Origin of the sequence: Occallatibacter savannae, assembly GCF_003131205.1 — a bacterium.
Classification (GTDB): domain Bacteria; phylum Acidobacteriota; class Terriglobia; order Terriglobales; family Acidobacteriaceae; genus Telmatobacter; species Telmatobacter savannae.
This window is the reverse complement of record NZ_QFFY01000004.1, coordinates 77,157-98,271: the sequence shown is the minus strand read 5'-3', so window position 1 is coordinate 98,271 and position 21,115 is coordinate 77,157. Positions and strand designations below refer to the sequence as shown.

Here is a 21,115-nt window from a genome sequence, read left to right as displayed (position 1 = left end):
GAGTCCTCCCATGGCCCTCTTCCGTCGACTCACCAATCTTTTCCGACAGCGCGACCTCGACCGCGATATCGCCGACGAGCTGCAATCGCACATTGACCTCCGCGTTGAATCGAATCTCGCCGACGGCATGTCGCCTGAAGAAGCCCGCCGCGACGCACTCCTCCGTTTCGGCAATCCCACCAGCACCCGCGAACGCGTAGCCGCCTTCGACGCCAGCCTCGCTCTCGCCGGCTTCGGCCGAGACATCCGATATGCAGCCCGCCAGCTTCGCAAGTCACCCGGCTTCACCTTCACGGTCATCGCTACCCTGGCCATCGGCATCGGCGTCAACGTCGCCATCTTCAGCAGCATGGACGCAGTCGTTCTCCGCCCTCTCGCCGTTCCCGCACTCGATCGCGTCATGGTCTTGTCCGAGCAGCAACAGCGCGGCAAGCAGCCAGTCACCCTCGCCGACTTCACCGATCTCCAGCGCCAGAACCGCTCCTTTGAAGATCTCGCCGTACTTCAGGGCGCGGACTACACCCTCTCCGGTGCAGGCGACGCCGCGCAGATCAACGCCGATCTTGTCTCCGCTTCGTTCTTCAGCGTCCTTCGCACGCAAGCCTTTGTCGGCCGCGTGTTCGACCAGAGCGAGTGCCAGCCCGGCCGTGATGCCGTTGCCGTCCTCAACTACGGTTTCTGGAAGCGTCACTTCGGCGCAAACTCCAGCATCATCGGCCAGAAGATCCAGCTCGACCAGCACGACTACACCATCATCGGCGTGCTCCCCCGCACCATGCAGTACCCGCCCGCCGTCGATATGCTCTTGCCCTTCGCTCCGACTCCTGCTCAGCTCTCCGACCGCACTGATCACGCGTACCTCGTCATCGGCCGTGCGCGCGATGGCGCCACGTTGAAATCTGCGCAGTCCGAAATGCAGATCATCTCCGAGCGACTTTCGAAATCCTACCCCGCAACGAACCAGGGCTGGACCATTCACATTGAGCCGCTTCTCAACGACATCAATGGCGACCTCACGCCGCTCTATTACAAGCTCATCATGGGCGCCACCATGTTCGTGCTCCTCGTCGTCTGCGCCAACGTCGCCAACCTCCAGCTCGCCCGGGGCGTCGCGCGCCGATCCGAGATCGCCATGCGCACCGCTCTCGGCGCGACCCGCAGGCGCATCATCCGACAGCTGCTCACAGAGAACATCCTGCTCGCGCTTGCAGGCGCTGGTCTCGGCATCGCCTTTGCGGCGATCTACCTGCACCTCACGCTCGTCCTCATGCCCGCGCGCGTTGCCCGCTACATTCCCGGCTGGGACAACATCTCCGTCAACGGCCGCGCTCTGACCTTCTCCGTTCTTCTCGCCGTGTTCTCCGGCATTGTCGCCGGGCTGGCACCATCAATCGAAGCGCTCCGCATCCGGCTTGTCGACCAGCTTCGCTCCGGCTCGCGTCAGGCAACAGGCCACAGCCGTCTCCGCAGCATCTTCGCCGTTGCCCAGATCTCGCTCGCCGTTGCGCTTGTCATCGGCGCCGCGCTCATGGCCAAAGGCATGAGTTCCATGTTCCATCAGGCCGACGTCTACTCGCCCGAGAAGATCCTCACGCTGCACCCCGAATTGCCCGCAAAGCGCTACGACACTCCCGAAAAGCAAGCCGACTGGTATTCGAACGCGCTCGATCGCCTTCGCTCCCTTCCCGGCACCTCGCGAGTGGAACTCGCCTCAGCCCTCCCCTACACCGACTCCGGCTGGCAGCTCGACCTCACTATCGAAAACCGCCCCACCGCTCCCGGCAAGCTTCAAACTGCCGTTCGTCTCGCCGTCACACCCGGCTACTTCGACGCCTTTCACATTCCCATCCTCGATGGCCGCAACTTCACGCAGGGCGACTCCATGCATTCCACACCGGTCGCGATCGTAAGCCGCCGCTTCGCCGATCTCTACCTGAGCGGCGCCAGTCCCATCGGTCACCGCATCAGGCTGGGCGACAACAAGACTCCGCAACCCTGGCTCACCATCGTCGGCGTTTCACAGGAAGCAAACTACGGGCTCTGGGAGAATGATCTTCCCCCTGCCGTTTACACGAGCTTCGCCCAGCAGCCTCTCTCTGGCTCAGTCATCACGGTGTTCGCAAAGAGCGAGCCCATGTCTCTCGCCACACCCGCTCGCAAAGCTCTCGCATCGATCGATGCCGCCGTGCCTCTCGACCCTGTCCTGACGTATCGCAATCTCATTCGCGACAACCTCGTCGGCCTCATATATGCAGACTCGATGCTTGCGCTCGACGCGTTCATCGCACTGCTTCTCTCCGCCATCGGCATTTTCGCCGTAATGGCGAACCTCGTAGGCGAGCGCACACGCGAGATCGGCGTAAGACTCGCCATGGGTGCAACCAAAGAAGACGTGCTCCGCATGATTATCCGGCGTGCCTCATGGCTCACCGGCACGGGGCTTGTCATCGGCCTGGCCCTCGCTTTCGCACTCGCTCGCCTCGTCGCTAATCTTCTCCGTGGTGTTCGCCCCGACGATCCCATGACATTTGCCGCCGTCACCATCACCGTCGTCGGCATCGCTCTCGCTGCGAGTTGGTTCCCGGCGCGTCAGGCATCGCGCGTCGAACCCATGAAGGCCCTGCGCTCCGAATAACGAAACAGGAGATTCCCCATGTCCGTCCTCCGCCGTTTCACCAATCTCTTCCGCCGCTCCGCAATGGACCGCGACATCGCCGATGAGCTTCAATCGCACATCGACCTCCGCATCGAATCGAATCTCGCCAAAGGCATGTCGCCCGCGGATGCGCGCCGCGAAGCCCTTCTTCGCTTTGGCAACCGCACCGCGACTAAGGAACACGTGACAGCATCCGACACGACGTTGAGCCTCGCCGGTCTTACGCGCGACATTCGTTACGCATCGCGTCAGCTTCGCCGCTCTCCCGGCTTTGCCTTAACCGCGATCGTCACGCTTGCTCTCGGCATCGGCGCCAACGTCATCGTCTTCGGCGTTCTCAACGCCATGATCCTGCACCCGCTGAACATTCCCAATCCTGACCGGTTGATGGAAATAGCCAACGAGCAGCCCGGCGACGACAACCAGTCCTACCCGGACTTCCTCGACTACAAAGCGCGCAACTCAACCTTCTCCGACATGGCCGCCTATCGCATGGGCTTGACCGGCCTGAGCACCGCGGGCAGCGCGCAGATCACATGGAACTTCGAGGTCTCAACCAATTACTTCGATATGCTGGGCGTTCAGCCGCAGATCGGCCGCTTTTTCCATCCCAACGACGAACACGGTCCCAACTCCGCCCCGTACATCGTGCTGAGCGACTCGCTCTGGCACAACCGCTTCAACGCCGACCCGCGCGTGATCGGAACCACCGTCGACCTCAACAAACACCCCTTCACCATTCTTGGCGTTGCGCCGAAAGACTTCCACGGAACCGAGCTCTTCTTCTGGCCTGAATTCTGGATGCCCATGGTGAACGAAGAGCAGGTCGAGGGCTACAGCTTCATCACCAGGCGTTCAAGCCACGGCATCTTCGTCATCGGCAGCCTCAAGCCCGGCGTCAACGCGCGACAGGCACAGGACAACCTCAATGCAATTGCCCATCAGATGAAGCGCGAGAACCCAACCGACGATGACACGCTTGTCGCTCGCCTCGTCAAGCCAGGTCTGCTCGGCGACACCCTCGGCGGACCTGCCAAGCCTTTTCTCGCCGCGCTCATGGGCCTCGCCCTGCTTGTTCTCGCCGCCGCGTGCGTCAACCTCGCCGGTGTCTTCGCCGCGCGGTCCGCAGATCGCAGCCGCGAACTCGCCATCCGTCTCTCTATCGGCTCTTCTCGCTGGCGCATCCTTCGCCAACTGTTAACCGAAGCCGTTTTGATTTCCCTCGCTGGCGGCCTCCTGGGGACTATGCTCTCCGTCTTCATGCTCCGCGCTCTGAGCCACTGGCAGCCGATCTCCGAGTACCCCATCCACGTCACCGTTGCCGCCGACGCTACCACCTACGCGCTTGCTCTGGCACTCTCACTCGCAGCCGGCATCCTGCCCGGTCTCCTGCCTGCACGACAGGTCTGGCGCACGGATGTCAGCGATGCTCTAAAGAGCGGATCAAATTCCGCAAAGGCAATCCATCGCATCACGCTCCGTGATCTGCTCCTCGGAATACAAATCGCTCTCTGCGCGCTTCTCGTCACCGCCTCGCTCGTCGCTGTCCGCGGCATGAACCGATCGCTGCACGCCCCGTTTGGCTTCGTTCCCAGCGGCGTGATGATCGCTCAAACTGACATGCATATGGCCGGATACGCAAACAAATCAGCTCTTCCCGTTCAGCGACAGATCCTCAATTCCGTTTCGCAGATACCGGGCGTCACCGACGTCGCAATCATCAATGCCCTTCCACTCAGCGGCAGCGGCAGCAACTGGTCCGTTTACAAGGAAGGAACAGCAGACCTGCGCGCCTCCAACAGCATCATGACGCCCCGCGTCTACCAGGTCACGCCCGGCTACATCAGAGCTGCCCGCACCGCCCTGCTTCAAGGCCGCGACTTCACCTGGGATGATGGCCCGCAGAAGCCCAATGTCGCGATCGTCAACAGCACCTTCGCCCGCAAGATGTTCGGTGACCGGCCCGCCGTCGGACTTCACTTCCTCGGTGGAGACAAAACCAAATACGAGATCGTCGGCGTCGTTGAAAACGGCAAGTACGAGATGCTCACGGAGGACCCAAGCCCGGCCATGTTCTTCCCGCTCGCCCAAATCCCAGACGCGACAACAAACGTGCTCGTTCGCTCCAATCTCTCCTCCGCTGAAAGTGCCTCCGCCCTCAATCGCGCCCTCACGAGCATCGACCCCAATCTGCCATTCAACTTCCGCGGCTGGAGTGACCGCCTCTCCCCCGTCCTCTTCCCCGCACGCATCGCCACCGCCTCTCTCGGCGTCATGGGACTGCTCGCCGCCATGCTCGCCATCACCGGAATCTTCGGCATGGCTGCCTACACCGTCTCGCGCCGCCTGCGCGAACTTGGCATTCGCATCGCACTCGGCGCACTGCGCGGACAGCTCATCCGAGCCGCCCTTGCCCGTCCATTCCTGGTCCTCATCTCCGGATCGCTCGCCGGCCTGATCCTCGGCGTTCTCGCCAGTCGCCTGCTCGCCGCGTTGGTCTACGAAGCATCCCCGCGCGACCCGCTCGTACTCCTCGGCGCCGTGGCGTCGATGGTCCTTATCGGCCTCATCGCCACCTGGATCCCCGCCCGCCGCGCCCTCTCCATCAACCCCGCTCAACTCCTCCGCCAGGACTGAAGAACGAACCAAGACAAACGGGCTCGCCAAGCCATCCGCTCGACGAGCCCTTCCCTGCTCACTACTCACTACTCACTACTCACTACTCACTACTCACTACTCACTACTCACTAATCCCTAATCCCTAATCCCTAATCCCTAATCCCTAATCCCTCTCATGATGTTCATACTTACCAATCCTCTCGCTCAAATGCTCCGGATCCACCGACATCTGCACCACGTCCATCTCGTGCCCGCCCAGGTCAATCACAAACATCCCCATCCGCGAGCCCTCAGGCCGCATGAAGATCAGCGTCTGGTCGCCGCCGTTGCGGCTGGTCTCGCGAATCACGCGCTCCCAACCCGAACCCAGCTGTTGTGCGACGAGCTTGTTCAGCTCCTCTCCATCTACATCGGCATGGAAGTCCTCGATCTCGGCCACGTGCAGGCCGCGAACTCCGTCGTGCGTTGACGCCTGCGCTACCAGGCTGACGAACCCCAGCACGGGGATGCGATCGGCGTGCACGTGATAACGCGTCTCAATGGAATTCACCACCTGGTCGAACCCGCCCGACACTCCTTTCGCCAGCACCACCACTGGAACCGCCAGCGCCAGGAAGCAAATCGGAATCAGCACCAGCTCTCTCATTCCTCACCCCCGGTCTTCCCCTGCGGGGACTTCGCCTTCGACTTGTCCTTGTCCTTATCCTTGTCTTTGTTCTTGTTCCCGTTCGCGTTCCCTTCCACATCGCCCAGCACGCCAAGGCCGCCGATCCCCGACAGCTTGCTCAGGTCCTCCATCTTCACGGGACCGAGAATCAGCACGATGCTCAGTTCCTTCGGCTCTGCATCCAGAACAAACAATCCATGCGGCTGGCCGTTCACCATCTTCATCATCACATCGGTGCTCTCACCGCTCTTCTTGTCGCGCTCCCGCACAATCGATGACCACTCGCCGCCCGTCTCGAAGTACGACCGCAGCTTCTCCACGTCCACAGCCGTGAACTGCCCTTCTTTATCGAACTCGTACTCCCGCACGTAGATCCCGTCGAGACCCTCGATCAGGTGCTTCGTCGCTTGATCGTCCTTATCCTTGCCGTCCAGAAACTTCGCCGCGAAGCCCAGCATGTTCTTTCCCAGCGTCACCTCGGTCACGTTGGAGGCACGCGCAGCGAGTTCCTTCTCGATCGGCGACGGCATCGGCAACCCGCTCTGCGCCATCGCCGGAACCGCCATCGCCGCCAGCGCCAACACCCAACCTCCCACCCTGTTCTTCATCGAGCTCTCCTTAACTTCCAATCCACTCACCGCGTCCAACCTTCATCTCTGGGTGCCCCATCCTAACCGCGCTTTTGCAGTTAGGGTGGGATACGAAACAGTTCGACCTACTTGTCGTCCCGGTCGTGCTCCACCAGCTTCCGGTTCATATTGTTCAATACCTGATTCGTAATCCGCAGCGCCGTCATCAACTGTTGTTTCGCTTCTTCACCCTTGCGCCGCTCTTCCATCTGTCGCCACCCAAATCCGCCTGCCAGCACCGCGCCGGCAACCAGCGACGCCGCCAATCTCTGCCACCAGATCATCGTCGTGTGGTGACGCTCTGTCCTGCGCGCGCTCCGCTTCTGCAGGATCCGCCGTTTCAATCCCGGAGGAGCGGGCCGCCGCACCATCGCCTGCGTCAGCTCCTTCTCGAACTCCCGGTCCTGTTCGGAGCCGTCGATTCTTTCCGGCCGATCAGTCCAATCAAAGTTCACGGATGTACTCCTTCAAATGCGTTGTCGCCTTCGCCCGCAGCAGCTTCAATCCCCGGTGCAGATTGCTCTTCACCGTTGCAACCGGAGCTTCCACTGTCGCCGCAATCTCCTCCGGCGTCATGTCCTCCTGGTACCGCAGCACAAGCGCCGCACGCTGTGCCTCCGGCAACGTCGAGAGCAATTGCTCCAGCCGCGTCTCCAGCGGGGACTGCCTCTCTTCGATTGGCGCCCCGTGCTTATCCTCAATCTCGATCCACAGGTCAACGCCTCTCACCCGCTGGCGCCGCAGAGCGTCGGCCGACCGGCTCATCGCCACGCGCCGCAGCCAGTTCAACGCGTGTTCCGGGCTCTCGATCCGCTCCATATGCCTGTCCAACTCCAGAAAGACGTCCTGCGCAACCTCTTCCGCCAGTCCACGGTCGCCGGTCATGCGCCACGCCAGCGAAAACACCATGGACTGGTGTTCATCCACCAGCTGCTCGAACTCCGGCTGCCATCTCTGCGCCATCGGTTTCGCTTCTACCTTTTAATCCGCAGAACATCGCGGAACGGGATGCAGAAACTACGCGAGCGAAAGAAAAAATGTTCAGGTGAACTTTTCTGGGAACCTCTTCCACTTGGCGGGACGCTCCCGCCTCTGCATACAACCACCAGTGAGCAAAATGTTTCGAATGAGGTGAGTAGTACCCGGGCCAGTGTGCGGGTCTGCCCTCCAGAGGAGACTCCCCCCATGAAACGCAGTTTGCAGTTCTTTGCCTCCCTGAGCTTTGCCTTGGTCGCCAGCAGCGCATTCTCCCAGGCAGTGGCTTACGTTTACGTCGCCAACAATCCTAGAAACAGCAGCACCAACGAAGTCACCGCTTTCACTGCTGAAGCCAACGGAAAACTCAAGCCAGTCTTCGGCTCGCCCTTTCGCGAAGACGTTGTGAACATGGCCGTCGATGGAAGCCACCTCGTCGCGGTCAACCGCTCCAAGCCCAGCCTCGAAACTTTCACAATCGAGTCCGACGGCACGCTTCACTATCAGGCTTCCACCAACTACGCGACTCATGCGCCGCACGAAGATTGCCCCGCAGCCAACCAGATCTTCTTCGACCACACGGGCTCTTCGCTATACGTGCAGGAGTTCAGGGCGGACTGCTCCAACACGGGTGTCGCTTCGTTCGCTCTCAATAAGAGCACTGGAAACCTCCACTACCTGGGCGTAGACATCACCGGCGCCTTCCCCGGCGACAACAACGCCGCCTTCTTCACCGGCAACAATAAGTACGCCTACACCGCCGTGAACTCCGACTGCATGTACTACACGATCTACGGGTTTAAACGCGGCAGCAACGGGCTTCTCATGGATCTGCCCAATTCGTTCGGGAACCTGCCCACCCCGCCTCCCAACTTCCGCGGGTTTGTGCCAGACCTCATCGCCGCTGACCCCTACAACAACCTCGCAGTGCTCATGCAGCCGGCCAACCCTCCGGGATGCAGCAACGAACCGCTGCAAATCGCAACCTACACGGCCAGCTCGTCAGGCGTCCTCAGAACCAAAAGCACCTATGCCGACATGCCCTCGACGCTCATCGCCAATCCCACCGACATGAAGATGTCCCCCTCGGGCAAGCTGCTCGCCGTCGCCGGGCAGGAAGGCGTTCAGGTCTTCTTCTTCAACGAGAGTGCCGGTGCGGCCAGGTACACAGGCCTGCTCACCAAAGAACCAATCAGCCAGATCTTCTGGGATAACAGCGATCACCTCTACGGCATCAGCCAGGCCACCAACAAGCTATACGTCTTCACCGTGACCCCGACGCACACTTCGCACGCGCCCGGCTCGCCCTATGCCGTCAGCGGCCCTCAGTCCCTCATCGTCCAGCCGCTCGTACGCCGTTAATCTCCACACTCCACTCAACCGAGAGCCGCGCCCTGCGCGGCTCTTCTGCTTTCAAGCGGACATTCAGAACAAGTCCGGAATACTATGAAACGCGATCCGCGTCGGCGCAGCCTTGTACGCCGCCAGCATCGTCGCGGGAGCCAGCGTGCTCATCCCATACTTCTGATTCAGCCGGTCCATCTCCTGCAAAAGTTTCGCCCGGCTCTTCGCGTTCTCCAGCGAGTCGAACAGGTTCAGCGAGTGCAGCCTGTCCGGCACCAGCCCATTCAGGCTCACCCCGACAAAATATGGTTGGTCGTAACCCTTGCCCTTCGGCTTCTCGTTCCACAATCGGCACAGCGCTCCGATCAGCGTCTGATTGTCCTGGCACTCCATCAGCCGGATCTCGTGGTGCCACCCACGCGTCGGCACCCCAAACCGGCTCACCGGCGCATTCATGTTGCGCGGCACCGAGAACCCGACCGCAAGCCCGATCGAACTTGCCCACAGCTTGTGCGACCGCAGCCGCATCGCCGCCTTGTGCAGCAGCTTGTGCGCCACTGCCCATGCCTTCTCCGGCGTCCGCATCTCCGGCGAGAGCACATGCGAGTGGCTGATGGAGTTCAGATGCTCCGTCTCCGACATCTCGAAGTCTTCGCCCCGAAGCCAGTACCACAGCCGCTGCCCCCACACCGATCCCCACATCTCACCCGCCTGCTCGCAATCGAGCTCCAACAGGTCATCCATCGTGTGGATGCCCTTCTCATTCAGCCGTTTCTCCGTCTGCACGCCGATCCCTGGCAGATCGCGCAGACCCAGCCTGCGCAGCGCGTCGGGAAGCATGTCGAGGGTCAACGCCACCAGCCCGTCCGGCTTCTCCATGTCGCTCGCCACCTTGGCCAGATAGCGGCTCGTCGCGAGGCCCACCGAACTGCTCAGCATCGGCCCCACCTTCTCCTTGATGGTGGCCTTCACCTTGCGCCCAAGCTCCAGCGCTGACAGCAGCGGCCGCTCCCGCCCCATCAGCCGGCACGCCATCTCATCGATCGACATCACCGCGGTCACCGGGACGCAGCTCTCCACCGCCTCCACAATTCGGTGGTGGTAGTCGACATAGAGCTCATGCCTTCCCTCGACGAACACCATGTTCGGACACATGCGCTTCGCGTCTGCGACGATAGTCCCCGTCTTCACTCCATGCGCCTTCGCTTCGTAGCTCGCCGCAATGCAGCACGTCGTGTCCGCCAGCATCGGTACCACGCCCACCGGCTTGCCCCTAAGCTCCGGCCTGTCCTGTTGCTCAACCGACGCGAAGTAGGAATTCAGATCGACGAAAAGCCAATTGACCGCCGGGGCTCCCCCGTTCCTATCCGGCACATTCCTCTCGCCCGGATGAGGCACCGTCCCCTCGGGCCAATCGTCCCGTGTCGATTCAGTTCCCGGATTTCCACTGCCTGATTCCATAGATCCTTTATATTCGCTCTTTGTTCTCCCATTTACAACTAACGGTCACGTCTTGGTCATCTCAATAAGTGGTAGACTTGGGCTGCCACAAATCTGACAACGAAACCGTTTTACTCGCCAAGGGTTCTAAGTTTTAGGCTGTTTCGGACAGCCCAGCTGGGGATATGCACTCGATTACTCAAATCATCGGTTCTTACGCGAGTGTGCTGGCCATTCTGGTCACACTGGGTGTAGCGGTGTTACTCGTCTGCTGCCTTGAATGCACCAACTGCCCAAAGCGCGACAAAGACGAGTTCTTCAGCCGCCACGAACTATAGCGGCTCCCTCAGACTAAGGAGTCGCCGTCATTCGCGTTCCCTGGTGGAAGCAGATGCGCCATCCCGCACCATCTTTCCTCCAGATCGAACTCCGCACAACTTCTTTCGTCTCGCGCGCGTCAACGCTCGCATGAACGGTCCTGTAAGTAACCAGAGCGACCGAATCGCATAACATCCGGCATACAAAATCCCTCACATCGGGCCGACTGTAAATTACTTCCATCTCGAGAAGCGAAAGTATCCCGTCGCGGCTCCAGATGGTCCCAGACGAGCCGAACTCCACAAAATCGGGCGCAAGCAGTTCTGCCACTCGATTCCGATCGCGGCGGAACTCCGGCTCCATCAGCTGTAACTCCAGTCGGAGGAGTTCTTCCCGCGCGTCTTCTTCGCTTTGTTCGCTGCTCATCAGTCCTGCGCCTCCTTGAGGTACTCCTCGAAGTGCGCCAGGATGCGTCCGTACAAATGTACGCGCACGTCGCTCCCCGCAAACGAGTGCGTCTTGCGCGGATAGATCTGCAGATCGTAAGGCACGTTTGCCTCAATCAGCTTCTGCACAAACTGCACAGTGTTCCCCAGGTGCACGTTATCGTCCCCGGTCCCATGCACCAGCAGAATCCGCCCCTTCAACTTCGCTGCCGCATTCACCACTGAAAAGTCTTTGTAGCCCTCCGGATCTTCCTGCGGCCTGCTCAAATAGCGCTCTGTGTACACCGAGTCGTAATCGCGCCAGTCCGTCACCGGTGCCAGCGCCACGCCGGCCTTGAAGCGGTCCGAGTGCGTCATCGCATATAACGTGAACGTGCCTCCCCAACTTCCGCCCCACCAACCCAGCCGCTGCCCGTCCAACTCCGGATGCTGCGCCAGCACCGCGTCAATCATCGTCAGCTGATCTTCCAGCTGCACCGGGCCGAAGTTGTGATACGCAGCCTGCTCGAACTCGCGTCCACGAAAACCCATTCCGCGATTGTCCCCGTGCAGCACCGCAAACCCATGTTGAACCAGCAGCTCATCGAACAACACCGAATCGTTCCAGCGATCCACAACCGTCTGCACATACGGACCGCCGTAGGGATTCACAATCAGCGGTACGCTCCCCGGCCCCGCAGCATCTGCGGGCATCAGAAGCGTCCCATACAGAACCGTTCCGTCTTTGGTCTTCGCCTCGATCGGCGTCGGAGCGCGCAGAGCGAGCCCCTCCACTGGGCTGGAGCCCCAGAATGCCACGCATGCCGTTCCCACACCGCACATCTTCACGACTGGCGGGCTTTTTCTCGTTGAGAACTTATCAACATAATTTCCGCCCATCGACGCAAACTGCACATCGTGAAAACCCGCGCCCTCCGTCAACTGCTTCCGTTCTCCATCGAAGCTTGCGCGCCACGCCTGCCGCTCCTGCGGATCGCTTTCGTTCGACGAGTACAGCACCTCTTTACGCGATGGATCGACGCGATAGATCTCCGCGACATCGAAGTCTCCCTTCGTCAGCTGCTTTTCCAGCGTCGCGCGCGTCGAATCCGTTTTCCCCTCGTCATACCGGTACAGATAAATGTGGTTGTGCCCATCCTCCCAACTCGTCAGCGCAATGTACCCGTGCGCGACAAACACATCCATATACTCATTCACGAACTTCTCATCGTTGATTTCGAGAACCAGGTGCGCCGTACCCATCCGAGGATCAGCGAAATAAATCCTGCGATGCTTCTGGTCGCGGCTCAACGCCTCGGCCCACAGCGTCTTCTGATCCACCCACCCAAACCGTGGAATGTAGTCCTGGCCCTGCTCGATCGGGATGTGAACCCAGGCCGTCTTGCCGCCCTTCACGCTCACTACTCCCAGTCGCACGTCGGGATTCGGATCTCCCGGCTGGGGATACCTCTGTTTTTCAACACTCGCATGAGTAGGGATCCAATCCGTGAGCGGATACTCCGGGACGTTCTCTTCCAGCGTCTGCAGGTAGGCGATGTTCTTCGAGTCAGGCGACCAGAAGTAATTGCTGCGCGTTCCCAGTTCCTCCAGGTACACCCAGTCCACCTCGCCATTCAGCACATTCGCATTCGGAGATCCTGCCAGCGTAATCGTCGGCGTATCTGCGCTCCGCAGCGGCACAATCGCCAGCCCGTGATTGCGCACAAACGACACAAACTCTCCGTTCGGCGAGAACTTCGGATCGTCCCCCGCCGCCGAACCCGTCGTTCCAATATCGACGCCCGTCCCATTGCCCAATTCGTAGTACCAGAGGCTTCCATTCGAGTCGAAGAGCAGATGCTTCGAGTCGGGAGCCCACAGATAGCTGGCCATCCCGTACCGTTGGCGGTGATCCTTGTCCTCTTCGTTCACATCGCTTTTGGCGCGCAGCGTAGCCAGCTTCGAGTGGCCTACCAGAATGTGCGGCTTTCCAACTCCCGCATCGATCTCGATCAGCTCGCGATTATCGATGTACGTCAGGTGCTGCGCGTCGGGCGACCACGCAACACCGCTCGGCGGCGTCCCGGTCATCGGCCCGTGGCCGAAGATCTTCTCCACCGTCAACTCATTTGCAGGCTCCTGCCCCTGTGCTCCGAACCCAGGCAACACCACCGCAGTCGAAGCAATCGCAAGCCAGCAGAGAAGAGACCTCAAGGAACCTCCTTCAGGCGGCCACCACCCTTGGGATCAGGTCTGTGAGCTGTGCCGGGCTCCAGTTTACCCGAGCAAATCCGTACCGATTGTCACCACATTTCATCCCGTCGAACCCCGCTTCAAGCGACTATCCTTCCTTGTGGAGAGGTGACGATGTCCTGGGCAACACCCGAAGAGCGGCGCAATCTCGGCCACTCGCGCCGCAAGCAACTCGGCCGCCAGCAGAACGGCCAGCTCAATATCAAGGCCCGCAAATCACCCCTTGCTCTGCTCGATCGCGCCGAACGCGGCCGTGTTCCGGCGCTCCTAAAGCTCAAGCACCAGCTCATGGCGCAATCGCCCTTCGTCTTCTTCCGCGGAGCAGCGCCCATCATGGCCGCCGATCTTGCTCTCGTCCCAAACACCGGCATCGAAGCCCAGATCTGCGGCGACGCCCACGTCCGCAACCTCGGCGCCTTCGCCGCGCCCGACGGTCGCCTCGTCTTCGACATCAACGACTTTGACGAAACCATCCGCGGCCCCTTCGAGTGGGACCTCAAACGCATGGCCGCCTCCATCGTCCTCGCCGGACGCGAATCGCGCCACAAGGAAGCCTCAGCCCGCGATGCCGTTCAGCACTGCATTATGCGCTACACCGAGCAGATGCGCGCCTTCGCCCGCCTGCCCCTGCTCGAAGTCGCCAGGTTCCAGGTGCATCGCATCGGCAATGTCGTACCAGTGCACTCAGCACTCGTCAAAGCCGAACGCGCCACTCCCCTCCACAGCCTCGACCTGCTCACGGAGCCCGTTCCCGGCAAGCCCGGCACGCGCCGCTTCAAGGAAATCAAGCCGAACCTCACGCGCATCACCGGAACTCAGGCCGAAAAGATCCTCAACTCCCTCGCGCCCTACCGCGAAGTTCTCGAGCCCCAGCGCCAGCATCTGCTCTCCCTTTACCGTCCCGTCGATGTCGCTTTCAAAGTTGTGGGTACCGGCTCCGTAGGCCTGCGCGACTACTGCATCTACTTCGAAGGCAACGGACCGAACGATCCCCTTTTCCTCCAGATCAAGGAAGAAGCACCCTCCGCTTACACCCCTTATCTTCAGCACGCGCACCCCGCCAATCACAACGGGCAGCGCGTCGCCACCGGGCAGCGCGCCATGCAGTTGCAATCAGACCCCTTCCTCGGCTGGACGCACATCGGCTCGCGCCAGTTCCTCGTTCGCCAGCTCAACGACCACAAAGGTTCCATCGACCTCACCGATCTTGCCGGAACCGGCCTCACTGCATTCGCTGAAGTCTGCGGCGAACTCCTCGCTCGCGGCCACGCCCGCTCCGGCGACCCGCTCGTCATCTCCGGCTACCTCGGCAACGGAGAAGCATTCGCCGAAGCTCTCACCCACTTCGGCTCCCGTTACGCCGACCAGACCGAAAAAGACTGGCAGACACTGCGCCGCTCCGGCAAGGTTGAAGTACCAAAGAGGACACGATGAATCGTCGTCAATTCGCTCAGAGAATCGCTTCCGCCGCCCTCGCTGCCTCGACCCTTCCTACCGAAGCTGCCGCCGCTACCGAGAGCACCGCTCCACCCTTCCCGCTCTCCATCATGCTCTGGACCGTCTTCACCGACCTGCCCTTCGAGGAGCGCCTCGCCAAAGTGGCCGAAGCCGGCTACACCAATGTGGAACTCGTCGGCGAATACGCGAAATGGGCCGAAGCTGACTACCCGAAGGCTATCGCGGCCGCGAAGCAGCACGGCATACGATTTGACGCAACCGCCGGGTTGCACAATGGCGTTGCCAATCCCGCCGTGCGCGATGCCTTCCTCGCCGAACTGAAGGACGCCCTCACTCCGATGAAGCGGCTCTCCTGCCCGGCCATGATCATCCTCTCCGGCAACGTCGTTCCCGGCCTATCCCGTGACGACCAGCACGCCAGCTGCATTGAGGGCCTTAAGCGCGCTACTGCTCTGGTTGAAGGCAAGCAGATCGACGGCCAGCCTGTCCGCCTTCTACTCGAGTGCATCGACCCCGAAGAGAACCCCAAATACTTCCTGACCTCAGCCGCCGAGGCCATCGAGATCGTCCGGGCCGTCAACCACCCGCAGGTCCAGTTCCTCTACGACCTCTTCCATGAACAGATCGCCGAAGGAAACCTCATCGAGAAGCTCGACAATCACATCGACGTCATCGGCCTCATTCACATCGCCGACGTCCCCGGGCGCCACGAGCCCGGCACCGGCGAAATCAACTTTGCAAATGTCTATTGGAAGCTCGCACAGCTCAAGTACCGCCACCACGTCGCGATGGAGTTCAAGCCGACTGGCGACCCGGTAGCCTCCCTTCGCAAGGCCAGAGAGATGGTCGCGAACAGCCTCTGAGATCGAGGTACTGTTGAGCTTGCGCGAGAGCGAGACGGGCACTCCGGAGGGAGCGGCAGCCTTCAGGCTGCCGAATCAGACCTCAACGACCAGAGCGCCTTCAGCCTCGGATCCTTCACAAAAACATCAGGGCGCGACCGAAGCCGCGCCCCATACATTCAACCCCACAAAGATTACATCGCCGGCTTCGGCGCTTCCGCCGCCTTCGGCATCTGGAACACCGCCGGATCGATCGTCTTGTTTACTTCCACCTTCTTAACCGCCACGGACAGCTGGAACTGCCCAAGATCGATGTCCATCGCGTAAGGAATCATGTACCCCGCATCGGTCTTCCGGTAGTCGGAGAACTTCGTCGTAATATCCACGTCCTGGTCCTGCATCTTCGCCTTGCCCATGGCTGCGGTGATTAGGTAGCTCGTCCCATCGATCAGAAACGTCGTCTCGGCATTCTCTTTCGAGGTCAGCTTGATCTTGTACGCATTCCCGTCTTTGCCCATCAACTCGACCTTGCTGCCCTTGGCCGCATAGTCGTAAAGCGGACCGCCAACGTAGATCTGCCCCTTGCCCTGGTTGTACTGGTCCTCCGGCATCGGCGTCGGATCCGAAGCACCCGCCATCGGGTTCACCATCCAGCCGCCCTTGTCGTTGTAGCACTGCACAATCTTCGTGCCGTTGAAGTCGGTCTCGTTCTTGTAGCCCACGCCATCCACAACCGTGGTCACCGTGGGAGCATCATTGCCCATCACTGAGGTCGAACTCTCAATCGTGAGCGACTTCACTTGGCTGATCGCGGCCTTCCCGCCGATCGCCTCAATGTGCTTCGCCACAATCTCATCTGCCGTAGGAGTGCTCTCCGCCGCTGCCGGTGCCTGCGCCTGCAGTGCAACCGCAGCGCCTAAGAATGCGACCGCTGCCATCCCGTGAATGATCTTCATTGTCCTGTAACACCTTTCCGTGCCCGTAGACACAGGTCTCCTGTGCGGCACCAGTGTAGCTCTACCACCAGTACGCGCAACATGTACACTTTGTTTCAGTAATCTTCAGTTCGATTCAGCTTGCGAACGGCGACTGTCCCACCAGCTCGATATCAAACGTCCGCCAAAATGCCGCATCCTGCTTCGGCGGGTTCGGAACCGCCGTTGCCCGTAGAAACTCCTCCATCTTACCCGCCGGCGAGAATGCAATCAGCATATGGCTCGGCTTCCCCTCTACAGCCGCAAAAGTATGCGGTATCCCGCGAGGCCCCAGCACGGAATCACCGGCCTTTAGGACCACGCGCTGATCTCCGAGCGCAAAACGCACCTCGCCCGAGATCACGTAGAAGTACTCCTCCTGGTGCGGATGAATGTGAAGAGGAGGCCCTCCATTCACCAGGTTCATGTGCTCGACCACGAACAGCCCGTTGTTTGTCTCGCGCGGTAGCACCTTGAACAGAATTGAACTGTATCCGCGAGAATGGGCCTCTCCAAGCCTGTCCTGGCCGGCCGCGATCACATGTTCTTGCCCCAGTGCCGGCGCCGCTGCAATCGATAAAGGATCAAACCCAACGGCCGGCATCAACGCCGCCGCACTCTTTAGGAAAGAACGCCGCCTCATCAAATCTCCGAATCTTCAAGAAGGAACAGAAGAATACTGCCAAGCCTAAGCAAAGACGCTAACCACCCGCAAACAAAATCCGGATGCGGTCGGAAGGCAGTTCCGACAGACTGGAAACTGAGAACTGAGAACTGTGGACTACGAACTGCAGACTGCTTTCCTCAACCCACCGGCACCAGCTTCGCATCCGACGCCTGATGCCGCGGCTCATTCTGCATCTCCACCAGTACTGGCGAGGCATCCAGGCGCATCACGCGATCTTTGCTGTATAGCAGCATCACGCCTTCCGCCTGGTCGAACGTAATCACGAAATTCTTCAGCGGCGTCGACCCGATATTCACCAGCGGAAACGCCGAGTTGATTTCGACAAACGCCCTCCTGAAGACATAAGGCCCGAACCACACATCGGGCTGCAGCCTCGCCGCCCTCAGTGAGAACCGTGTAGCCAGCGACTCCGCTGTGCCGTACTCCACCGGCGTCGTCTGGAACCGTATCTGCACCGCTACCGCATCGGGAAGACTCAACCCATTCCCGCCAGTATCGACCTGGGCGTCCACACCCAGCCCATCGATCTGCAGCCTCGCGATCGGCACACCGTCCTTCATTTGAAACGGGAGCACCGATCCGGCAGCGCTCTTCGGCAACGTCCCCGCACTCAACACCATCTTCCGCCCCGGATAATCGAGGGTCAGCAGATAATCCTCAAACAGCGGAAAACCCAGCACGCCCTGACAATTCTGCTCTTCGCGGAACAGCCGATGCTCCACCGCCTGCACCTCTTCGAACTCGACGCCGCCGATCTTCAGCGACTCGACCCAGACCATATCCGACCGCTGTTCGCCCTGGCCGCTCGGGTCCGTCAGCCGTGCATGCCCCACCGTCGGAATCCCCAGCTCGTGCACCAGCTCCGGCGAAATCAGCGCCTGCGTTCCCGTTCCTGTATCGACCAGAAACCGATACGGTCCACGCCCGTTCACCATCACTTCGACATACGGCTTATCGTGGATCAATTCAATCGGCGCGGTCGCAGCCATCACCCCGGGCCGCTCTTGTGCCCAGCTCGATAGTGCAAAGAGGAGCCCGCACACCCCCGGCAGGAGCGACAAGCCAATGCGAGCCCGGTTTCCTAGAGCCCAGCTCAAAGGAGTCACAACGACCTCCCGATCCGCGCACCTGCCATGCCGGAATTCACTCGATACTACGCCCGCCTCATCCGAGATGTTCAGCTTTCGTGACCGGCCGCGCACCCGGCTCCCCAACCGGCCCGCCTCTACAATGGACCGGTATGCCCACCACCGTCCGCTCGCACGCCAAGATCAACCTCGGCCTTTACATCGGCGCGCCTCGCTCGGACGGCTTCCACCCCCTTGCCACCGTCTACCAGACCATCGAACTCCACGATTACGTCACCGTAACCGCCCATCCCGCCTCCGAAACCTCCATCCGCCTCACCTCCAACGACCCCCGCGTCCCTACGGACAGCCGCAACACCGCCTGGAAGATGGTCGCCCTGGCCCTTGAGGATCTTGCCACCCCCGCCAGCGTGTCCATCTTTATAGACAAACGCCTCCCCATCCAGGGCGGACTCGGAGCGGGCTCGGCCAACGCCATAGCAGCTCTCGTCGCCCTTGAAACTGAACTTCGCCCATTCCGCGAGGACGTCTTACCCGACGGGGCTGGCAGAACGAGCTGGCTCGATATCCGCCAATTTGCTGAAAAGATGGGAGTTCCAGAGCTTGACTCTCCCATGTTCAACGTCGAGAACTGGCCCTCAAACCAGATCAATCTCGCTGCCAAGGTAGGATCCGACGTCCCTCTCTTCCTCATCGGTGGCGCCGTACTCGGCCGCGGCCGCGGCGAAGTCGTCTACCCGCTCCCCGACTTGGACCCCACCTGGTGCCTCATCGCCACCCCGCCCATCGGCGTTTCCACCCCCCAGGCCTTCCGCGACTGGGACGCCCTCTGCGCCAGAGAAGGTTTGACCGTTGATGCGTCAGAAGATAGACTGGAACAGTTGAGCCGCGCCTATGCCAGCGCCTTTTCCGAGGCAATGCATGGCAAAGGCTCCTCCGGTGTCCCTGGCAATGACAGGGACCTCGCCGGACCTCAAGAGTCCGCGCTTGTCCGCACCGGGATCACGAGCTGGATCCAGAACGACTTCGAACGAGTCGTCTTTCCCCAGCATCCCTCCCTTGCTCAGATCAAGCGTCTTCTTGCGGCCGACGAAACCCCGGAGGCAGCCCTCCATGCTTCGCTGTCAGGGTCCGGTTCCGCACTCTTCGGGTTGTACCTGACCCGGGAACATGCACAGGCAGCCCAGCAACGGCTTACCGCGGCAGGCGTCCAGAGCCAGTTGACGCAGACACTCCCGCGATCGAAGTACTGGTCTGAAATGATTGTGGAATAGTCCCTGTGTAATCGATTGACAGCGCTTCACGGCGGGATTGACACTCGCCATCGGCTGTCAATCAGCGACAAGCAGAAGCGGAGTTGGGCGATCGTTCAATGGTAGGACAATGCCCTTTGGAGGCATTTATCCTGGTTCGAATCCAGGTCGCCCAGCCAGTACTCCTCTCCTGTCCATCGCAAGCCTAAATGCAGCCAAAGCCAACCAGCTTGGAGGTATTGGAGATGGAAGTGGTAACGACGACAGCAACACTGGAAGAAAAACAACCCGGCTCGTCCGACTCGAACAAAGACGGCGGAAAGGGTCCAACTCCGCCCAGCGGCTCCGATTCGAAGTCGAATAGCGGCAAGCCAAGCCCCGAGCGCAAGCGCTCCCGCAATCTCAGCGAGGATCGCCGCTTCAAGCTCTTCAGCGGCACCGCCAATCGGCCCCTCGCCGACGAGATCGCGCGCCACATCGGCGTCACTGTCGGTGAAGCCAAGCTTCAGCGCTTCGCCGATGGCGAAGTCTACTTCCAGTTGCTTGAGAATGTCCGTGGCGTCGACGTTTTCGTAGTTCAGCCCACCTGCTATCCCGTCGACCAGAACCTCGTCGAGCTCCTCATCATCATTGACGCCCTCAAGCGCGCCTCCGCGGCCCGCATCACCGTCGTCGTTCCTTATTACGGATACGCTCGCCAAGACCGCAAAGATCGCCCTCGCGTTGCCATCAGCGCCAAGCTCATCGCAGATCTGCTCACCACCGCCGGCGCCAACCGCGCACTCTTCGTCGATCTCCACGCCGCGCAGATCCAGGGTTTCTTCAACATCCCAGTCGACCACCTCTTCGCCAGCCCCGTTCTCGTCAGCTACTTCCGCGAACTCAATCTCCCCAATCTCATCGTTGTCTCGCCCGACGCCGGTGGCGTGGAGCGCGCGCGCTTCTTCGCGCAAAAGATGGGAGCCCCCCTTGCCATCGTCGACAAGCGCCGCACCGACATCAACGTTGCCGAAGTGATGCACGTCGTCGGCGACGTCCACGGCAAGTCCTGCCTCATCATCGACGACATCATCGACACCGCCGGAACCCTCGTGAAGACCGTGGACGCACTCTATGCGAACGGCGCGGCCACCGTGCACGCCTGCGCCAGCCACGCCATCTTCTCCGGTCCGGCCATTGAACGCATTGCAGCTTCCCGCCTCGAACAGGTCGTTGTCACCAACACCGTTCCGCTGCGCGAAGCCGCCCAGAAAACCCCCAAGATTAAGGTGCTCTCCATTGCCGGCCTGTTAGGCGCCGCGATCGAGAGCATTCACATGGAGACCAGCGTCAGTACGCTGTTTAGCTAGTCTCCAGTCACCAGTTTTCAGTCGTCAGTTTTCAGGGCGACTCAACATCAACCGGAGTTGGAAGTCAGTTTCGATATCGAGTTCTCAACTGAGAACTGATGACTGGTAACTGACAACTGGCTTTTCACAAAGGGAGC

General features: G+C 60.6%; 17 protein-coding genes and 1 tRNA gene. 8 read left to right on the top strand and 10 right to left on the bottom strand.

Going from position 1 to position 21,115, the window contains the following annotated elements; translation table 11 throughout:
* Positions 1 to 10 precede the first annotated feature (10 nt).
* Positions 11 to 2,635, top strand: coding sequence for an ABC transporter permease (locus DHV10_RS15455; RefSeq protein WP_109487293.1), 2,625 nt, complete (start codon positions 11 to 13; stop codon positions 2,633 to 2,635).
* 18 nt (positions 2,636 to 2,653) lie between these two features.
* Complete coding sequence (locus DHV10_RS15450) at positions 2,654 to 5,293, top strand: ABC transporter permease (RefSeq protein ID WP_109487292.1); 2,640 nt, start codon at positions 2,654 to 2,656, stop codon at positions 5,291 to 5,293.
* A gap of 145 nt (positions 5,294 to 5,438) precedes the next feature.
* Here the strand turns inward: DHV10_RS15450 and DHV10_RS15445 are convergent, their stop codons facing one another.
* The 4 genes from DHV10_RS15445 to DHV10_RS15430 form a co-directional block, all read right to left on the bottom strand.
* Positions 5,439 to 5,909, bottom strand: a complete 471-nt coding sequence (locus DHV10_RS15445) for a hypothetical protein (RefSeq protein WP_162601572.1) — start codon at positions 5,907 to 5,909, stop codon at positions 5,439 to 5,441.
* A gap of 8 nt (positions 5,910 to 5,917) precedes the next feature.
* Positions 5,918 to 6,550: a DUF4252 domain-containing protein gene (locus DHV10_RS15440; RefSeq protein WP_109487290.1), complete on the bottom strand. Its 633-nt coding sequence runs from the start codon at positions 6,548 to 6,550 to the stop codon at positions 5,918 to 5,920.
* Between the two features lie 107 nt (positions 6,551 to 6,657).
* The gene (locus DHV10_RS15435) at positions 6,658 to 7,026 is read right to left on the bottom strand and encodes a hypothetical protein (RefSeq protein ID WP_109487289.1); all 369 of its coding nucleotides are present in this window, start codon (positions 7,024 to 7,026) and stop codon (positions 6,658 to 6,660) included.
* Entirely contained in the window at positions 7,016 to 7,534 is a 519-nt protein-coding gene (locus DHV10_RS15430) for an RNA polymerase sigma factor (protein ID WP_109487288.1), read from the bottom strand. The genes DHV10_RS15435 and DHV10_RS15430 overlap by 11 nt, the downstream gene beginning before the upstream one ends.
* A 222-nt stretch (positions 7,535 to 7,756) precedes the next feature.
* Between DHV10_RS15430 and DHV10_RS15425 the strand changes: the two genes are divergently transcribed.
* Positions 7,757 to 8,908: a lactonase family protein gene (locus DHV10_RS15425; protein ID WP_109487287.1), complete on the top strand. Its 1,152-nt coding sequence runs from the start codon at positions 7,757 to 7,759 to the stop codon at positions 8,906 to 8,908.
* 63 nt (positions 8,909 to 8,971) lie between these two features.
* Here DHV10_RS15425 and DHV10_RS15420 read toward each other — a convergent pair whose 3' ends face one another.
* The 3 genes from DHV10_RS15420 to DHV10_RS15410 form a co-directional block, all read right to left on the bottom strand.
* Positions 8,972 to 10,351: a DNA polymerase Y family protein gene (locus DHV10_RS15420; RefSeq protein ID WP_109487286.1), complete on the bottom strand. Its 1,380-nt coding sequence runs from the start codon at positions 10,349 to 10,351 to the stop codon at positions 8,972 to 8,974.
* A 330-nt stretch (positions 10,352 to 10,681) separates the two neighbouring features.
* The gene (locus DHV10_RS15415; RefSeq protein ID WP_109487285.1) at positions 10,682 to 11,074 is read right to left on the bottom strand and encodes a nuclear transport factor 2 family protein; all 393 of its coding nucleotides are present in this window, start codon (positions 11,072 to 11,074) and stop codon (positions 10,682 to 10,684) included.
* Positions 11,074 to 13,287, bottom strand: a complete 2,214-nt coding sequence (locus DHV10_RS15410; RefSeq protein WP_109487284.1) for a S9 family peptidase — start codon at positions 13,285 to 13,287, stop codon at positions 11,074 to 11,076. The genes DHV10_RS15415 and DHV10_RS15410 overlap by 1 nt, the downstream gene beginning before the upstream one ends.
* Before the next feature lie 153 nt (positions 13,288 to 13,440).
* Here DHV10_RS15410 and DHV10_RS15405 point away from each other — a divergent pair, with 153 nt between their 5' ends.
* Together DHV10_RS15405 and DHV10_RS15400 are read left to right on the top strand one after the other, a co-directional pair.
* Entirely contained in the window at positions 13,441 to 14,760 is a 1,320-nt protein-coding gene (locus DHV10_RS15405) for a DUF2252 domain-containing protein (RefSeq protein ID WP_109487283.1), read from the top strand.
* The gene (locus tag DHV10_RS15400) at positions 14,757 to 15,647 is read left to right on the top strand and encodes a hydroxypyruvate isomerase family protein (RefSeq protein ID WP_109487282.1); all 891 of its coding nucleotides are present in this window, start codon (positions 14,757 to 14,759) and stop codon (positions 15,645 to 15,647) included. The genes DHV10_RS15405 and DHV10_RS15400 overlap by 4 nt, the downstream gene beginning before the upstream one ends.
* 173 nt (positions 15,648 to 15,820) lie before the next feature.
* Here DHV10_RS15400 and DHV10_RS15395 read toward each other — a convergent pair whose 3' ends face one another.
* From DHV10_RS15395 to DHV10_RS15385, 3 genes are all read right to left on the bottom strand, one after another.
* Positions 15,821 to 16,582, bottom strand: a complete 762-nt coding sequence (locus DHV10_RS15395; RefSeq protein WP_109487281.1) for an outer membrane lipoprotein-sorting protein — start codon at positions 16,580 to 16,582, stop codon at positions 15,821 to 15,823.
* Positions 16,583 to 16,697: 115 nt separating this feature from the next.
* The gene (locus tag DHV10_RS15390) at positions 16,698 to 17,243 is read right to left on the bottom strand and encodes a cupin domain-containing protein (RefSeq protein ID WP_109487280.1); all 546 of its coding nucleotides are present in this window, start codon (positions 17,241 to 17,243) and stop codon (positions 16,698 to 16,700) included.
* Between the two features lie 161 nt (positions 17,244 to 17,404).
* The gene (locus tag DHV10_RS15385; RefSeq protein ID WP_109487279.1) at positions 17,405 to 18,277 is read right to left on the bottom strand and encodes a pepsin/retropepsin-like aspartic protease family protein; all 873 of its coding nucleotides are present in this window, start codon (positions 18,275 to 18,277) and stop codon (positions 17,405 to 17,407) included.
* A gap of 251 nt (positions 18,278 to 18,528) precedes the next feature.
* Here DHV10_RS15385 and DHV10_RS15380 point away from each other — a divergent pair, with 251 nt between their 5' ends.
* The 3 genes from DHV10_RS15380 (at position 18,529) to DHV10_RS15370 (ending at position 20,978) form a co-directional block, all read left to right on the top strand.
* Complete coding sequence (locus tag DHV10_RS15380) at positions 18,529 to 19,650, top strand: 4-(cytidine 5'-diphospho)-2-C-methyl-D-erythritol kinase (RefSeq protein ID WP_109487278.1); 1,122 nt, start codon at positions 18,529 to 18,531, stop codon at positions 19,648 to 19,650.
* Between the two features lie 84 nt (positions 19,651 to 19,734).
* Positions 19,735 to 19,808: transfer RNA gene (locus DHV10_RS15375), tRNA-Gln, on the top strand.
* A gap of 66 nt (positions 19,809 to 19,874) precedes the next feature.
* On the top strand, positions 19,875 to 20,978 hold the full coding sequence (locus tag DHV10_RS15370; protein ID WP_109487277.1) for a ribose-phosphate diphosphokinase: 1,104 nt from the start codon (positions 19,875 to 19,877) through the stop codon (positions 20,976 to 20,978).
* Positions 20,979 to 21,115 lie beyond the last annotated feature (137 nt).

Coding starts and splice junctions, on each gene's coding strand:
- DHV10_RS15400 (WP_109487282.1), top strand. CDS start 14,757: ATGAATCGTCGTCAATTCGCTCAGAGAATCGCTTCCGCCGCCCTCGCT.
- DHV10_RS15450 (WP_109487292.1), top strand. CDS start 2,654: ATGTCCGTCCTCCGCCGTTTCACCAATCTCTTCCGCCGCTCCGCAATG.
- DHV10_RS15430 (WP_109487288.1), bottom strand. CDS start 7,534: ATGGCGCAGAGATGGCAGCCGGAGTTCGAGCAGCTGGTGGATGAACAC.
- DHV10_RS15425 (WP_109487287.1), top strand. CDS start 7,757: ATGAAACGCAGTTTGCAGTTCTTTGCCTCCCTGAGCTTTGCCTTGGTC.
- DHV10_RS15405 (WP_109487283.1), top strand. CDS start 13,441: ATGTCCTGGGCAACACCCGAAGAGCGGCGCAATCTCGGCCACTCGCGC.
- DHV10_RS15395 (WP_109487281.1), bottom strand. CDS start 16,582: ATGAAGATCATTCACGGGATGGCAGCGGTCGCATTCTTAGGCGCTGCG.
- DHV10_RS15380 (WP_109487278.1), top strand. CDS start 18,529: ATGCCCACCACCGTCCGCTCGCACGCCAAGATCAACCTCGGCCTTTAC.
- DHV10_RS15420 (WP_109487286.1), bottom strand. CDS start 10,351: ATGGAATCAGGCAGTGGAAATCCGGGAACTGAATCGACACGGGACGAT.
- DHV10_RS15415 (WP_109487285.1), bottom strand. CDS start 11,074: ATGAGCAGCGAACAAAGCGAAGAAGACGCGCGGGAAGAACTCCTCCGA.
- DHV10_RS15440 (WP_109487290.1), bottom strand. CDS start 6,550: ATGAAGAACAGGGTGGGAGGTTGGGTGTTGGCGCTGGCGGCGATGGCG.
- DHV10_RS15455 (WP_109487293.1), top strand. CDS start 11: ATGGCCCTCTTCCGTCGACTCACCAATCTTTTCCGACAGCGCGACCTC.
- DHV10_RS15385 (WP_109487279.1), bottom strand. CDS start 18,277: ATGGCTGCGACCGCGCCGATTGAATTGATCCACGATAAGCCGTATGTC.
- DHV10_RS15370 (WP_109487277.1), top strand. CDS start 19,875: ATGGAAGTGGTAACGACGACAGCAACACTGGAAGAAAAACAACCCGGC.
- DHV10_RS15390 (WP_109487280.1), bottom strand. CDS start 17,243: ATGAGGCGGCGTTCTTTCCTAAAGAGTGCGGCGGCGTTGATGCCGGCC.